This is a genomic window from Streptomyces sp. NPDC002328, assembly GCF_042890065.1.
GTDB lineage: Bacteria > Actinomycetota > Actinomycetes > Streptomycetales > Streptomycetaceae > Streptomyces.
The window spans coordinates 839,254-854,571 of record NZ_JBIARQ010000001.1; the positions used below are offsets into that span (position 1 = coordinate 839,254).

The 15,318-nt window shown below is 71.7% G+C and carries 10 protein-coding genes; 7 read left to right on the plus strand and 3 right to left on the minus strand.

Annotation, left to right across the window (positions count from 1 at the left end):
* Positions 1-10 precede the first annotated feature (10 nt).
* The 3 genes from ACFYX4_RS03760 to ACFYX4_RS03770 all read left to right on the plus strand — a co-directional run bounded on the left by ACFYX4_RS03760 (position 11) and on the right by ACFYX4_RS03770 (position 2,512).
* Complete coding sequence (locus ACFYX4_RS03760) at positions 11-541, plus strand: SigE family RNA polymerase sigma factor (protein WP_389325232.1); 531 nt, start codon at positions 11-13, stop codon at positions 539-541.
* 131 nt (positions 542-672) lie between these two features.
* Positions 673-1,536, plus strand: coding sequence for a hypothetical protein (locus ACFYX4_RS03765; RefSeq protein ID WP_389325235.1), 864 nt, complete (start codon positions 673-675; stop codon positions 1,534-1,536).
* A 49-nt stretch (positions 1,537-1,585) separates the two neighbouring features.
* Entirely contained in the window at positions 1,586-2,512 is a 927-nt protein-coding gene (locus ACFYX4_RS03770) for a dihydrodipicolinate synthase family protein (RefSeq protein WP_389325238.1), read from the plus strand.
* A 30-nt stretch (positions 2,513-2,542) separates the two neighbouring features.
* On the opposite strand, the gene ACFYX4_RS03775 is transcribed toward ACFYX4_RS03770, so the two are convergent.
* The 3 genes from ACFYX4_RS03775 to ACFYX4_RS03785 all read right to left on the minus strand — a co-directional run bounded on the left by ACFYX4_RS03775 (position 2,543) and on the right by ACFYX4_RS03785 (position 6,628).
* A complete protein-coding gene (locus tag ACFYX4_RS03775; protein ID WP_389325241.1) occupies positions 2,543-3,298 on the minus strand; it encodes a response regulator in 756 nt (251 codons plus the stop codon).
* Positions 3,295-4,440: a sensor histidine kinase gene (locus ACFYX4_RS03780; protein WP_389325244.1), complete on the minus strand. Its 1,146-nt coding sequence runs from the start codon at positions 4,438-4,440 to the stop codon at positions 3,295-3,297. The genes ACFYX4_RS03775 and ACFYX4_RS03780 overlap by 4 nt, the downstream gene beginning before the upstream one ends.
* Positions 4,441-4,552: 112 nt before the next feature.
* Complete coding sequence (locus tag ACFYX4_RS03785) at positions 4,553-6,628, minus strand: MMPL family transporter (RefSeq protein ID WP_389325247.1); 2,076 nt, start codon at positions 6,626-6,628, stop codon at positions 4,553-4,555.
* A 249-nt stretch (positions 6,629-6,877) separates the two neighbouring features.
* On the opposite strand from ACFYX4_RS03785, the gene ACFYX4_RS03790 reads away from it, so the two are divergent.
* The 4 genes from ACFYX4_RS03790 (at position 6,878) to fxsT (ending at position 15,291) form a co-directional block, all read left to right on the plus strand.
* A complete protein-coding gene (locus tag ACFYX4_RS03790) occupies positions 6,878-8,125 on the plus strand; it encodes a hypothetical protein (protein ID WP_389325250.1) in 1,248 nt (415 codons plus the stop codon).
* Positions 8,126-8,249: 124 nt separating this feature from the next.
* Positions 8,250-9,977, plus strand: a complete 1,728-nt coding sequence (locus ACFYX4_RS03795) for a hypothetical protein (RefSeq protein ID WP_389325253.1) — start codon at positions 8,250-8,252, stop codon at positions 9,975-9,977.
* Complete coding sequence (locus tag ACFYX4_RS03800) at positions 9,974-11,029, plus strand: AAA family ATPase (RefSeq protein ID WP_389325256.1); 1,056 nt, start codon at positions 9,974-9,976, stop codon at positions 11,027-11,029. The genes ACFYX4_RS03795 and ACFYX4_RS03800 overlap by 4 nt, the downstream gene beginning before the upstream one ends.
* Entirely contained in the window at positions 11,026-15,291 is a 4,266-nt protein-coding gene (gene fxsT, locus ACFYX4_RS03805; RefSeq protein ID WP_389325259.1) for an FxSxx-COOH system tetratricopeptide repeat protein, read from the plus strand. The genes ACFYX4_RS03800 and fxsT overlap by 4 nt, the downstream gene beginning before the upstream one ends.
* The last annotated feature ends 27 nt before the right edge of the window (positions 15,292-15,318 follow it).

A 15,318-nucleotide genomic window follows, 5' to 3' on the forward strand; every position in this document is an offset into this window, starting at 1 on the left:
AGGGTGCTTGATGCAGGCCGAACTTGAGGGCCAGTTCCAGGATTTCGTCAGGGCACGGTGGTCACGGCTCGTCCGGACCGCGTACCTGCTCACCGGCGACGTCCACCACGCGGAGGACCTGACGCAGACCGCGCTGGCGAAGGCGTACCGGTCGTGGCGGCGCATCGCGCGCAGCGACAACCCGGAGGCCTATGTCCGGCGGATGCTGGTCAGCTGCAACAGCGACCGGTTCCGCAAGCGGCGGGTCACGGAGGCGCTGACCGCGGCTCCGCCGGAGCGGGCGGGCCGGGACGAGGCCGTCGGCCGGGTGGAGGAACGCGGCTCCCTGATCGCCGGACTGGCGCTGCTGCCCGCGAAGCAGCGGGCGGTGGTGGTCCTGCGGTACTGGGAGGACCTGTCGGAGGCGGAGGTGGCCGAGGTGCTCGGCTGCTCGCCCGGCACGGTCAAGAGCCAGGCCTCGAAGGGGCTGGCGAAGCTGCGGCGGTACCCGGGACTGGTGCGCGAGGGCCGCACGGTGTCCGGACAGGGAGGCGGAAGGTGAACCACGAGGCGCACGAAGCGCATGGGGCGCACGAAGAGCGCGCGGCGCGGGAAGCGCACGGGTCGCGGGAAGCGCGCGAAGCACAAGGGACAGACGACGAGCGGGACTTCGAGGAACTGGTGAGGGAACTGATGACGGACGACGCTTACACCATCGAGCCTTCGGCCGCGCCGTATCCGGCGATCCGGCGGCGGGGCGTGGCGGAGCGGCGACGGCGTGTCGTGGCGGTCGTGGGGGCGCTGGCGGCGGTGGTCGCGGTGCCGGCCGGCGCGTACGCCGTGGTCGGCGGGGACGGGGGGCGGGGCGCCGACACGGCGACGCCGATGTCGTCGGCCAGTGCCCCGCAGAGCACGTCCGCGTCGGGGCCCGCGACGGGCTCCGGGCCCGGACGGCCCGCCACGGACGGGCAGTTGCTCGACGGGATCACGTTCGACCAGGCGTCGCGGGCGCTGGAGCAGTGCCTCGACTCGGAGCACGTGGGACGCGCGGTCAGCGGGGACCTGGCCAAGGCCGAGAGCTACCGGATCATCCTGGCGGCGAAGAGCACGGGCGACTCCAACGACCCCGGCGACGGCGTCCACGTCGTCGGCGTGGCGGAGCGGCCGGAGGGCTTCCGGCTGATCTGCAACGTGAAGGACGGCGTGTCCGCCGGCATCAGCACCAGCTCGAAGGAGGCCAGTGGGCCGGACGTCGGTCTCGTCGTCCCGGACATCAACGGCGGTGACCTGTACCAGCAGTCGGTGATCGACAAGGGCAGCTGGAAGCTCCCGTTCCGCTGGGGCGTGATCGGCACGGTCGACCCGTCCGTGAAGAAGGTGACCGTCTCCTACGGCGACGGCGACGCCACGGCCGCCCTGGACCACGGCTGGTTCGTCGCCTCCGGCGTCCTGAACGAGCAGGTCACGAAGGCCCCGCACATCAAGGGCTACGACGACGGCGGCAAGCTGGTCTACGACTCGGACACCGACACGACGTACGACAAGATCCTGCCGTAGGGCAGTAGGGTCCCTGGTCGCCGCAGACCGCCGCCGCCAGGGAGTGCCCATGCCGTACACCGCCCCGCTGACCGGAGTCGTCCCGCCCCTGTGCACGCCCCTGACGCCCGAGGGGGAGGTGGACGTGGACTCGCTGCTGAGGCTGGTGGACCATCTCGTGGCGGCCAGGGTCAGCGGGCTGTTCGTGCTCGGCACGACGTCCGAGGCGGCCTTTCTGACGGACCGGCAGCGCAGGCTGGTCGTGGAGACGACGGTCGCACATGTGGCCGGCCGACTGCCGGTGCTCGCGGGGGCGATCGACATGACGACGCCCCGGGTGCGGGAGCGGGTCGCGTCCGTGGCGGACGCGGGCGCGGACGCGGTGGTGGTGATCTCGCCGTTCTACGCGGCCACCCATCCGGCGGAGATCGCCCGCCACTTCCGTCTGGTCGCGGCGGCCAGCCCGGTCCCCGTCCTGGCCTACGACCTGCCGGCCGCCGTCCACACCGAGCTCCCGGCCGACGTCGTCGTGGAGCTGGCCCGGGACGGGGTGCTGGCCGGGCTGAAGGACTCCAGCGGCGACCTGGCCGGGTTCCGGCAGGTCGCCGCCGGCGTCCGCGCGCACCCCGCCTTCACTCTGCTCACCGGCTCGGAACTGCTCGTCGACGCGGCGCTCGCGCTGGGCGCGCACGGGGCCGTGCCCGGTCTCGCCAACGTCGACCCGCACGGCTATGTCCGCCTCGACCGCCTCTGGCGCGCGGGCGACACGGAGGCGGCGCGCGCCGAACAGGAGCGGCTGTGCGCCCTGTTCGGCATCGTGCGGGTCGGCGACCCGGCCCGGATGGGCCGCAGCTCGGCGGCCCTCGGCGCGTTCAAGACGGCGCTGCACCTGCTGGGCGTGATCGCCGGCCCGACGACGGCGGAACCCCAAGTCCCCTTGTCCCAGGAGGAGGTGAACCGGGTCGAGGGCCTCCTGATCGAGGCGGGACTGCTGTGACCTGCCCGGCTGCGCCCTGTCGCACAGGGCCTACGCCCGCCCCGCCCCCGGTGTCACCAGTCCGGACTCATAGGCCACGATGACGAGTTGGGCCCGGTCCCGGGCGCCGAGCTTGCCCATGATGCGGCTGACGTGGGTCTTCGCGGTGAGGGGGCTCAGGCCCAGGTTTCCGGCGATCTCGGTGTTGGTGAGGCCGCGTGCGACCAGGGCGAGCACCTCGCGCTCCCGGCCGGAGAGGCACTCCGGTCCGGCCGTGGCGGGCGGGGCGGTGGCGCCGCGCAGGAAGCGGGCGATCAGCCGGGCCGTCGGGCCCGGCGACAGCAGGGCCTCGCCGGCCGCGACCGTGCGGATGGCGTCGAGGAGTTCGGCGGGTCTGGTGTCCTTCACCAGGAATCCCGAAGCGCCCGCGCGCAGCGCCTCCACGATGTTCTCGTCGGTGTCGTAGGTGGTCAGCACCAGCACCTTCACCTCGGCGAGGTCCTCGTCCGCGGCGATCAGCCGGGTCGCCTCGATGCCGTCGAGGTCGGGCATGCGGATGTCCATGACGACGAGGTCGGCCCGCTCGGTACGGGCCAGCTCCACGGCCTGCCGTCCGGTGCCGGCCTCCCCGACGACCGCCATGTCCCCCGCCGACGAGACGAGCAGCGCGAACGCCGACCGCACGAGCGTCTGGTCGTCGGCGAGCACCACCCGGACCGGGCCCGCCGTCACGCCGCCCGGCCTTCCACCGTCCGGCGTCTCCCCGTCCTGCCTCCCCCCGCCCGGCGTCCCCTCGTCCGACGTCATCGTCTCTCCCCCGTGGGCAGTACCGCGCTCACCTCGTAGCCCCGTCCCTCCCGTGGTCCCGCCGTCAGTGTGCCGCCCACGCTGCGGGCCCGCTCGCGCATGCCGAGGAGGCCGAAGCCGGGGACCGCGGCGCCGGCGCCGCATCCGTCGTCGGCGACCGTCAGCCGCAGGGCGCCCCCGTCGTCGTACACCTCCACCCGTATCCGCAGGTCCTCCCGGCCGCCGTGGCGCACGGCGTTGGTCAGTCCCTCCTGGACGATGCGGTAGACGGCCGCGCCGACCGCCGGCGGCACCTTCTCGGCGTCCACCGTCAGCTCGACCCGCGCCCCGGCCGCGCGGGCGCTCGCGGCGAGGTCGGGCAGGCCGCGCAGTCCGGGCAGCGGGCCGCGCGCGTCCGGTGCGCCCGGGTCGCGCAGCACCTCCAGCGTCGTACGGAGTTCGCTGCGCGCGCTGCGGCAGGTCCCGGCGATGTCGTCGAGCGCCTGGGCGACGGCCGCGCGGTCGAGGCGGCCGGGGTCGGCGGCCAGGACGTGGGCGGCGACGGAGGTCTGCACCCCGATCACGGTGATGCTGTGGGCGAGCAGGTCGTGCAGGTCGCGGGCGATGCGCAGCCGTTCCTCGGCGACCCGGCGGCGGGCCTCCTCCTCGCGGGTGCGTTCGGCGCGTACGGCGCGCTCCAGGGCGGCGGCGGCGTTCTCGCGGTGGACGCGGATGTAGCCGCCGAACATCAGCACGGCGACGATCCAGCCGGAGATCCGCAGGAACTCCACCATCCCGTCGATGTCGGTCAACGCGTTGAGGGTCAGCGTCAGGGAGACCACGCCGAGGCCGATGACGAGGGTGCGGCGGGCGGTGCCGGTCACAGCGACGGTGTACAGCGCGACCATGGCCGGTTCGACGGCCGCGATGTGGTTGTAGTCGAGCGCGTGGTAGGGCGCGAGGAAGGCCCCCATCGCGCACAGGACGAGCAGGGGCCGCCGCCTTCGCCAGGCCAGCGGCGCGTGCGCGCCGAGCAGCAGGCCCCAGCCGAGCGCGTCCGGGACCCGGCCGTCCACGAACAGGACGGCGATCACCGAGTCGACGGCGGCCACGGCGGCGGCGAGCCACGCGTCCGACCACCGGTGCGTCACCCAGCGGTGCACCGCTCCCCCTCTCCCCCGCGCCCATCCTGCCCGAGCGGGCGCCTCTCCGGCAGGGAGGGGCACCCTCGGACCGGCCTGAGCCCGGTTCACCTCGGCCCGGGCCCGGTTCACGTCAGCCGTTGACCTGTTCACGCTCGCGCGTCCGTTCCGGCTCCGGCTCCGGTCCTCGCGAGAGCGGTCCCGGCCACCACACGGCCCGTCCCAGCGCCACGCTCGCGCTGGTCACCAGGTAGGTGCGGACGAGGAAGGTGTCCAGCAGCACGCCGACGGCGATCACGAAGCCCAGCTCGACGAGCTGCACCAGGCCCATGTTGGTCAGCACCGCGAACGTCGCCGCGAGGACGAGTCCCGCGGAGGCGATGACCCCGCCGGTGCTGCGCAGCGCGGTGAGCGCGGCGGCGGCCGGTTCCGCGCCCCGCAGGGACTCCTCCCGCATGCGGTGCATGAGGAAGATGCCGTAGTCCACGCCGAGCGCGACCAGGAACACGAAGGACAGCAGCCCCAGCCCCGGGTCCGTGCCCTCGAAGCCGAACACCGGCCCGAAGACCAGCCCGCCGAGTCCGAGGGCGGCGCCCCACACCGCGACCACGGCAGCCACGAGGATCAGCGGCGCGACGATCGAGCGCAGCAGGGCGATCAGGATCAGCAGCACGGAGACGAGGACGATCGGCACGACGATCAGCCGGTCGCGGGCGTTGGTGTCCTCCAGGTCGATCTGCTGGGCGCTGGCCCCGCCGACGTAGGAGCCGTCGAGGCGCTCGCGCAGCCGCTCGATGGTCGCGGTCTCGGCCGCCGACTGGGGCGGCGCGGACGCGGTCACCGTGATCTCCGTCCAGCCGTGCCCGGTACGGCTCTTGCGCGCGTCGGAGACGCCCTGGGTGCCGCGGATCGCGGCGAGCGCGGCGTCGGCGCGGTCGGCCGGGGTCAGCACGTCGATGGGCTGCGCGGAGCCCTCCGGGTAGGCCTCGGCGAGGATCTCCAGGGCGGCGACGGACTCGGGAGGGTCGACGAAGGAGTCCTGCTGCTTGACGGTGCCGGGCAGGTTCAGCGCGCCCAGCGCGAGGGCGGCGAGCAGGGCCGCGCCGGCCGCCAGGACGGTCCTCGGCCGGCGGCCGGCGGAGGCGCCCATCGCGGCGAACAGCGACCGGCGGACCTTGGGCGTGCTGCCGTAGGCGGGCACCAGCGGCCAGAAGACGCGGCGGCCCAGCAGGACGAGGAGCGCGGGCAGCAGGGTCAGCATGGCGACGAGCGCGCACAGCACGCCGACGGTGCCGAGGGGGCCCATCCCCCGGTTGGAGTTGAGGTCGGCGGCGAGCAGGCACAGCAGTCCGGCGGCGACGGTTCCCGAGGAGGCGAGCACGGCGGGCCCGCAGCCGCGCAGCGCGGCCCGCATGGCGTCCAGGGGCCGTTCGACGCGCCGCAGTTCCTCGCGGTAGCGGGAGACGAGCAGCAGGGCGTAGTCGGTGCCGGCGCCGAAGACGAGGATCGTCATGATGCCGGAGCTCTGACCGGACACCGAGGTGCCGAAGGCCTGGTGGAGTCCGTAGGCGACGCCCAACGAGAGGAAGTCGGCGACGCCGGCCACGACGAGCGGGACCAGCCACAGCACGGGGCTGCGGTAGATCAGGATCAGCAGGACGGCGACGACGCCGACGGTGGTGTAGAGCAGCGGCCCGCCGAGCGAGTTGTAGACCTCGCTCGCGTCGGTGGCGAACGCGCCCGTCCCGCCGACCTCGACCGTCAGTCCGCCCTCGCCGTGCGCGACCTCGCGGACGGCGTCGACGAAGGCGTCCCGCTTGTCCTCGTCGGTGCCGGGCTCGGTGGTGACGATCGGGTACATGAGGGTGGTGCCGTCCGTGGACGGGATCCCCCGCGGCGTACCGGTCAGCGCGTGCTCCCCCGCGACCCGCGTGACCTGTTCCGCCGCCGTGGCCCGGTCCCCGGCGGTCAGCCCGCCCTCCCGGTGGTAGACGAGCACCAGCTCGGTGCTCTCGCCGCCCGGCAGCCGCTCCTGGAGCTCGGCGACCTGGGTGGAGTCGGCGCTCGCGGGCAGGTAGTCGGTGATCCGGTTGCGCTGCACGTCGGAGAGTTGCGCCGCGAACGGCGAGACGATCGCGAGCACGCCCGCCCACAGCGCGAGCACCAGCCAGGGGATGGCGCGCTTGCCCTTCGTTTTCCCGGCCCCCATGAGTCGGGCCTCCCTTCGGTACGGATGTCCGGTGACGAACACAAGACTTCCGCGCTGGGAGGGCCCATTCATCGCGCGTCAGGCTGAGTTGGCGGGTACCGCCACGGGTGGCCGGGTGGGTCCGATTACTCCCTGGGGCGTAACGGGTAGCCATGCGAGATGTGTGGCCGGAACGCTGGGGACTTCCGCGCCGCGCGCTTTCGCTGCCCCACCTGGTCCCCTTCACTGTCCACCGGGGGAGAGACGTTCATGGTGACCCTTCTGTTCGTCCACGGTACGGGTGTGCGCGAACCCGATTACAGCGCCGCGCTGGGACGTATTCGGACCGTGGTGGCTGGGCTCCGCCCGGACGTCCGCGTCGAGCCGTGCGACTGGGGCTCTGCCCTCGGGTCGTACCTGCGGGACGGCGGCGCGTCGATTCCGGGCTTCGTCGAGCAAGGCGGCGGGGGACCGGCGGCGCCCGCTCCGGAGAACGAGCAGACAGCCCGCTGGGCCCTGCTGTACGCCGACCCATGGGCGGAGCTGGAACTGTTCGCGCTGACCGCGGCAGCGGCCGGGCGGTCCCAACCATTCGTTCCCGGGACCGTCCCGCCAGGAGACGCACTGCTGACCTCCTTGGCCGCCCTGGAGTCCTCGGACGGAGTGCGGCAGGCCTGGGAAGACGCGGGCCTCGGCTTGCCACTGTCCCGGGCCGTCGCCGAAACAAGCGCGGCGGGGCCCCTGCGCCGGGCGGTTACGGTGGAGGCGGGCGGGCCCTCGCCTCTGCCCCGCCTGGCAGCGCGCGCCCTGGTGGCGTACGCCCTGGGACACGGCGGTGACACCGGACGGGTGCCGGCACCGGTGCGCGACGCGGTGGTGGACGTGCTGACCGAGACGCTCGGCGGCGACGCCCGGGGAGTGTCCGAGGCCCTCTCAGCGGCCACCCGTTTCTCCGTGCGTCTGTTCGAGCAGGCTTTGGGGTCCCGTCTGGTGGTGGCCCGCCGGACCGCGCTGAGCGGCCGGTCGGTCGGCTTCTTCGGCGACATCGTGCGGTACCTGGTCCGCGGCGAGGCCGTCAGGGCGTTCGTGGCCGAGAGGGTGCGCGCCCAGCCCGGCCCGGTGGTCCTGCTCGGGCACAGCCTCGGTGGGATCGTCTCGTTCGACCTGCTTGCCTCTGGCGTCCTGTTGGACGGTGCCCAGGAAGGTCCCGGCGCCCGCCCGGGACGCGTGGCCGCCCTGATCACCGTGGGCTCCCAGGCACCCCTCCTGTACGAGTTGGACGCCCTTCCCTCGCTGGCCCATGGCAGCGGGCTGCCGAAGGGCTTCCCACGGTGGGTGAACGTGTACGACCGCCGTGACTTGCTGTCATACCAGGCTTCGGGGGTGTTCAAGGGCGCGGTCACCGACGTGGAGGTGGACAACCGGCAGCCGGTCTCCGCCGCACACAGCGCGTACTGGTCGAACGACCGCTTCCACGCGGTGCTTCACGAGGTGCTGGACCGGGTCTCCACTTCATGACCTTCGCGGAGGTCATGCCAGGTACGGTCAGTCCGGTGAGCCTGCTGTCGGGACGTTTCCACAGCTCCGCCGCCGGGCATTCCGACCAGCATTCGTACCACGGTATGTACGAAGGGGAACACACGTGGCGACGCACAGGTTCGACGAGGTACAACTCGACCTGATCGCGGGCATGGTGGCGGTACTCGAGGAACCTAACGGCGGCCTGATGCGGGAGGACGGACGGCAACTGTGGCGCCGGCTCGTGCACGACACCGTCGAGCAACTGCCGCAGGACACCTATGGGGTGCCGCACCAGGAGTTCGTGAGCGTGGTGCGCGCGTGCGCCGCGCGCGAGGGCGCGCTGACCCACCTGGGCCAGGTCACCAAGCTGGTGTCCCCCGGGCTCGACCGACATCTCCAGCCCCTGCTGGACGAGTGGCGGGCGCACGGCGTCTACGGCGCACGGAGCTGGTACTCCCTACGGGAGGCCCTCGACCGTCGGCTGACCGGTCCGGCAGACCTTCCCACGTTGATGTCCCGGTCGACGGGCGGCCGCCGGATCCTGCCGCCGTACTGCCTGACTCCGTGGCAGGCGTTCACACATCTCGCGGACGCCAACGCACCGTCGTCCGGGCTGCCACCGAGCATGGTCCTGCTCGAACACCTGGCCCGTCACCCGGAGCTGAGCGCCTTCACGGCCGAGTTGCGGTCCTGGAACGATCACTTCGCCACCGAGTGGGGCCTGTTGAACCGCGCCGACGGGCTGTTGTCCCTGCGGGCGAGCCTGGAGACGTCACACGCACGGGAGTTGTCGTCACCGTCACGGCAGGTGTCGGAGACTTCTCCGCCGCACGAGCGAGTCATCGCCCGGGATGAAGTGATCGAACCGAGGAACGGCGCGGGCGGACCGTCGGACGAACCGGCCGTCACGCGGCTGGATGCCGAGGCACCGCCGGGCCGTCGCACCATCGATGTGTACATCAAAGTGACACCGGACCATGCTCCCCAGGCAACGGCGGGCGGGCGCCGCCGCAGTACCCGCAAGCCGCGCTATCACGTGTCCGCGTGCGTGAAGTACTGGGACTCCCTGAAGCTGTACAGACCAACGGGGACCGAGTCCGACACACCGGTCACCCGTGAGCAACTCGGCGCCTGCTTCTCCGAGCTGCTCACCAGGATGGCCCCGTTGTGGCACGACCGGTCGGAAGTGGTGGCTCTGGAGTTCTTCCTTCCGCTGGACTTGCTGGCCGAGCCCGTCGAGTGGTGGGACCGCGATCCGACCCGCAGGTTCGCCAATCCACTGCTGGGCACACACCAGGTGTCCGTCCACAGCCTGGAACGCGTGCAGCGCCCCGCACTCCACAACCCGTGGCGCATGCGCTGGGCCTACTTCAAGAAGAACGCCGCTGAGAACGCCGCTGACCGGGAAAGCGCGAAGAACGTCGTCCACGAGTGTCCCGCGGACCCGTTACTGTCCGACGATGTGCATCTGGGACAGCTGTACATGGCCGTCGGCAGCGACAGCGACGTGGCGGCGCTGATCCTGTGCGAAGCGCCCCTGCGCAAGGGCGAGTTGGGCCTGGAGGAAATGGGGCTGGCGCTGGACCTGGGCGTTCCCGTCCTGCTGTACCGGCGGGAGAACAGCGCGGCGGAAGCCTGGCGCGCCGCCGTGCGGGAGGCTCTGGCCGACGCCGGCCTCTCCGGTGTTGCTCTACGGGCACAGCGGTGGAAAACCGACACGGCGGCAGGCAGATCGGTGCCACACGCCCCCGCCACGATCCGGGCGATGGGCCTGGTCTGGGACGACCCCGAATACCTTCTCGACGGGGGACCGAGCGCTCCCGCCACTTTCGTAGGGGGTACCGAGTGAACGCGTCACCAGCGAGCGCGGAACCCCTGTACCGCGGCACGGGCGTCCCTCTGCTGGACGACGTCCCCTACGAGGAGCGAGCCTGGCCCGCAGGTCCGCCGTGGCGCACGTTCACCACCCCGCCCGCGATGCCCGCTCCGCCCGACGACGACGAGTCCGAGCGCAGACTGGGCAGTACGCGAATCCACCGGCTCGCCCGCCCTGACGAGGTCCGCCTGGTCAATGCCGCGCTGCTGCTGCGCAGGCCGCTGTTGGTGACGGGCCGGCCGGGCGTCGGCAAGTCAGGCCTCGCCTTCCTCATCGCCCGCGAACTGCGCCTGGGACGGGTGCTGCAGTGGGCGGTGACGAGCAGAACCACGCTCGGCTCCGGGCTCTTCGAGTACGACGCGGTCGGCCGCGCCCAGGCCCTGCACTCCAGAGCGCGGGACGACGAACCGACGGGCACCGGCGACTTCGTCCAGTTGGGCCCGCTGGGCACGGCGCTCCTGCCGTACCGACTGCCCCGGGTCCTGCTCATCGACGAGATCGACAAGTGCGACATCGACCTGCCCAACGATCTGCTCACGCTCTTCGAGGACGGCTACTACGCGATCCCTCCACTGATCCGTGTGAAGGCGAAGGAGCCCACGGTCACGGTGCACACGGCGGATCCGGGCGGGAGGGCGGAGGTCACCGGGGGTGTGGTCGGCTGTCACGTCTTCCCCGTCATCGTGATGACGTCGAACGGCGAACGCGAGTTTCCCGAGGCGTTCATGCGCCGGTGCCTGCGCATGGACCTGCCGGAGCCCGACGCCGCGGCGCTCGGGGAGATGGTGGCCGCCCACTTCGGTGACCGGCTGGGACCCCGCGAGGAGCAGCTCATCCACCAGTTCCTCAGACGCAGTGACCGAGTAGGAGGCCTGGCCGCCGACCAGTTGCTCAACGCGGTGCACCTCGTCACGTCGGGGCATTACCCGCGCGCTTCCACCGGGGAAAGCGGGGAGGCCGAGTGGGCCGACCTTCTCGAATCCATCTGGCATCCGCTGGGCGGTGAGGGGACGGAACCGGCGTGACGCAGCGTCGGTCGCCCGTCGGCCTCGACCCCCGCGACGTCGCCGACGCGCTCTGGCTCGCGAGCGCCCACCCGTGGCTGACCGAAGCGGCCGACACCCGGCCGGACGACCCTTCCGACGGCGGGAGAGGGGACGCGTCGGGGGGCTCCGACCGCCTTCCGCCCGGTGCCGCGCAGGAGCACGACCGGCCGGACAGCGAGGATGCCTCGGCCGAGGCACAGGCGTCCGCATCGGCGCCGGGCGCAGACGCGTTCTCCGCGAGCCACGCCGACGCTCCGGACCCCGATGTCCTCGCCGAGGGCCCGTGGCCTCGGATCACCGCGTCACACGCCCTGCCGGCAGCCTTGAGGCCGGCACCCTCGCCGGGTGAGCGCCCGTTCGGTCCGCGTGCCTGGGGTTTGGCCCTGCGCCCCTTCCGTACCGCGGTCGCATCCGCGTATACGAGCGAACTGGACGAGGACGCCACCGCGCACCGCATCGCGCTGGCACCGTTCCTGCCCCCTGTCCTGCGACCGGCTCCGGAGCGCCGCTGGCGGGCGGTCCTGCTGGTGGACACCGCCCCGCAGATGGCGGTCTGGCAGGGGACGGCGGAGCACTTCGCGAAGGCCCTCCGGCGGCTCGGTGGCTTCCGTGACGTCACCGAGCTGTCGCTGGACGTGTCGTCGGCCGAGCAGGCCGTGGTGACGCTGCCCGGACCGGCCCTCGGGGCGAGACCCCTCCCGCACCGCAGCCTGATCGACCTCACGGGCAGGTCGCTGGTCTTCGTCCTGACCGACGGGGTGGCACCCGCCTGGCGCTCGGGCGCGGCCCAGTGGCTGCTCGCCCAGTGGAGCAGGCGACAGCCGGTGACTGTGCTGCACACGCTGCCCCAGCGTCTGTGGCACCGCACCGGGCTGCACCCCACGCGGGTCAGGCTCCGCGCCGCGAGCCAGTGGGTGGCGGGCCAGCAACCCGACTGGGAGCCGGCCGAAGCGTTGTCCTCGATCCTCGGCTCGCTTACCGGCCCCGGGGTCACCGTGCCGGTACCAGTGCTCGAACCGCGACCCGAGTGGCTGGAGCCGTGGGCCCGCTTCGTGGGCGGGGACCGGCCGCGAGACCTGGTCGTCGCCGCCGTCCTCACCAGCACCGGCGCCCGGCCGGAGCCACCGGTGCCGCCCTCGGCCTCCGACCCCGGTGCCCAGGTGGCGGCGTTCCGTGGCTGGGCCTCCCCGGAGGCCTTCCAACTGGCCACCCATATGGCCGCAATCCCGCTCGACCTGCCCACGATGGCTGACGTCCAGCAGCGCACCATAACCGGCACCAGCACCGAACACCTCGCGGAGTTCCTGGTCAGCGGCCTGGTCTCGCCGCTGCTGAGTCTCGACGACGGCCGGTCGGCGTTCGCTTTCGGCGACGGAATCCGCGAGGAACTGCTCGCGTACGGTTCACGGAGCGTCACCGAACAGGTGATCAGACAGGCGGCCGAACTCAAGGCTCCGCACAGCGCCGCGGCGCGCAATCTGCTGGCGTATCTTCAGGGGCAGGACGCAACTCCGGCCCCGGCTGACGACACGGACGGGGAATTCCGGTTCATCGAGCGCGCGGTGCTGGGCGCGTTGAGTGGTCGTCACGTGCAGCGGGCCACGGAACTGGACGCCCTCGATCGCCGTGAGCCGGCATGGTCCGACGTCCTCACGGTCGGTACGCCTCCCGGCCCACCGACCGAGCCGGGTGATCCGTGGCCTCCGGAAGACACGGACCCGCCGGTGAGCGCTATCCCCACGGCTTCCGGTCCCCCCACCGGACCTCAGCTCTTGAGCGGGATTCCGCCACGCAATCCACGGTTCGCGGGCCGCACCACCCTGCTGAACGAACTCAGATCGAAACTGAGGTCGCACCTTCCGCTGCCGATCGCTCTCCACGGATTGGGCGGTGTCGGCAAGACACAGCTGATCACGGAATATGTGTATCGGCACGGCTTGGCATACGACCTGGTGGGGTGGATCCCCGCAGATCAGCCGAACCGGACCCTCAAGGGGTTCGTCGACCTCGCCGGCAGGATGGGACTCGACCATGGAGGGGAAGGGAGACGAGCCGTTCGGGCGGTGCTCGAGGCACTGCGCACCGGGGCCCCCTACGCCACATGGCTTCTCGTGTTCGACGAGGCGGAAGACCCCGAGTCTCTTCGTCCGTACCTGCCGAGCCAGCCCGCCCGCGGAGGTTTCGGCTCGGTCATCGTGACCTCACGCAACCCTCGCTGGGACCTGGTGGCCGAATCCCTGGAAGTGAACGTCCTCGAGCGCCCGGAAAGCATCGAGCTCTTCCGGCAGCGCAATCCCCGCCTCACCGTCGAAGAAGCCAACTCTCTCGCCGAGATCCTCGGGGACCTGCCCCTGGCCCTGGAGCAGGCCTCGACATGGTTCAGCGAAACCGGAATGCCCCCGGCCGAGTACGTGCGGCTGTTTGAGGAACGCGGCGCCGAACTCCTCTCGCTGCAACCGCCGTTGCAATACGAGGGAGTGGTCGCCACCACGTGGAACCTCTCCCTGGAACATGTCGGGACGAGGAACCCCGGCGCGTTGCAGCTCCTGCGGCTCTGCTCCCACCTCGCCCCGGACCCCATTCCCCGGCGTCTGTTCTCCCACGGGCGCCTGACGCCCATCGCACCCGAGATCGATCACATCCTGAGAGATCCCCTCATGCTCGCGCGGGCCCTCCGGGAGATCAACCGTTTCTCCCTGGCCCGAATCTACATGCCCACCAACTCGATCCAGATGCACCGACTCCTCCAGCACGTGCTGAAGGCCCAGATGACAGAGGAGGAGAGCGAGCACTTCCGTTCAGGCGCCCTGCAACTCCTGGCCGCCGTCAAACCGCATGATCCTTCCGATCCGCGGGACTGGCCGGACTTCGACGAGCTGTACCCGCACGTGATCGCCACCAGTGCCTGGGAGTCGAAAAACCCCTACGTGCGGCAGCTGGTCTATGACATGGCCAGGTACCTCTTCCACCTGGGCGAACACCGCGCCGCTCTGGACTTCTCCGACCGCGTGGACAGCGCCTGGAGGCGGTCGCCCAGCGAGTACGACTCCCAAGCCCTGCTGCTCGCCTTGCACCGACGTCTACTGCTGTGGTCGACGGGTCACTACGCGGAGGCGTCGGCGCTCACCGAGCAGGTCCTTGCCGCGTTCGACGCGATCATGTCGGAGGAGGACCGCCTCAGGGCCGAAAGCCACGTCACGAGCGATCGCAGAACGCGTGGCGACTTCCGCGGTGCTCTGGAGCTCGCCGAGGACATTCACGCCCGCTCGCTGCGCTTCTTCGGCCCGGAGGACCCGGAGAGCCTGGTGCATGGTGCCAATCTGGCCGTGTGCCTGCGCGTCAACGGGGACTTCCAGCGGGCGCACGAAGTGGACGAGTACATCTGGCAGCAGCGAGTGGAACTCATGGGAGCCTCCCATCCGTTGGCACTGGAGGCTGAGGCGGCGGTCATGCTCGACCGGCTCGAGCTCGGCCGGTACCGGGAGGCACTGGCCATGGCCGAGGAGTACCTGGGCGCGGTCATCGCGACGTACGGCGAGTCCCACCCGGCAAAGGTGCGGGCCACCGTCAGGCTCGCCGTCGCCCAGCGCCGGGCCGGCCTGCTGTCCGAGGCCGTGGAGAACACGGGTGCTGCTCTCAGAGCCCTGACCGGTCGCTACGGCGAACGGGCACTCGACGTCCTGCACACCGCACTGAACCACTCCGTCAACCTCAGGCACATCGGAGACCTCGGGCAGGCGCTGCACCTGGGCGAGGGCACCCGCGACCACTACGCGGACGTGCTCGCTCCCACGCACCCGCTCACGCTCACCGCCGACGTCAACCTCGCCGTGACGCTGCGGCTGCTGGGCCGCGCGAACGAGGCGCGGGACCTCGACGCGTCGGCTGTGGACCGCTTCACGGAAGCGCTGGGCTCCGCCCATCCATGCACGCTGATCGCCGGGATGAACCTGGCCAACGACCGGTTCGTCGCCGGGGACCTCCTCGCGGCTCGTTCCTTGGATGAGGGCGTACTGGACCGGATGGAGGTGCACCTCGGTGTGGCCCACCCTCTCACGCTGATGTTGCGTCTGAACCTCGCCACGGATCTGCGTGCCCTGGGGCACACATCCGAGGGGATGACCCAGCACGAACGGGCCGCGGCACAGCTGGGGCAACAACTCGGCGGCGAGCACCCCGTGCTCCTGGCCGCTCGGTCCTGGCAGCGGATCGACGCCGACATCGACCCCGCCTACCTGTAGTTCCCCTCCCTGACCACCGCACGGGTG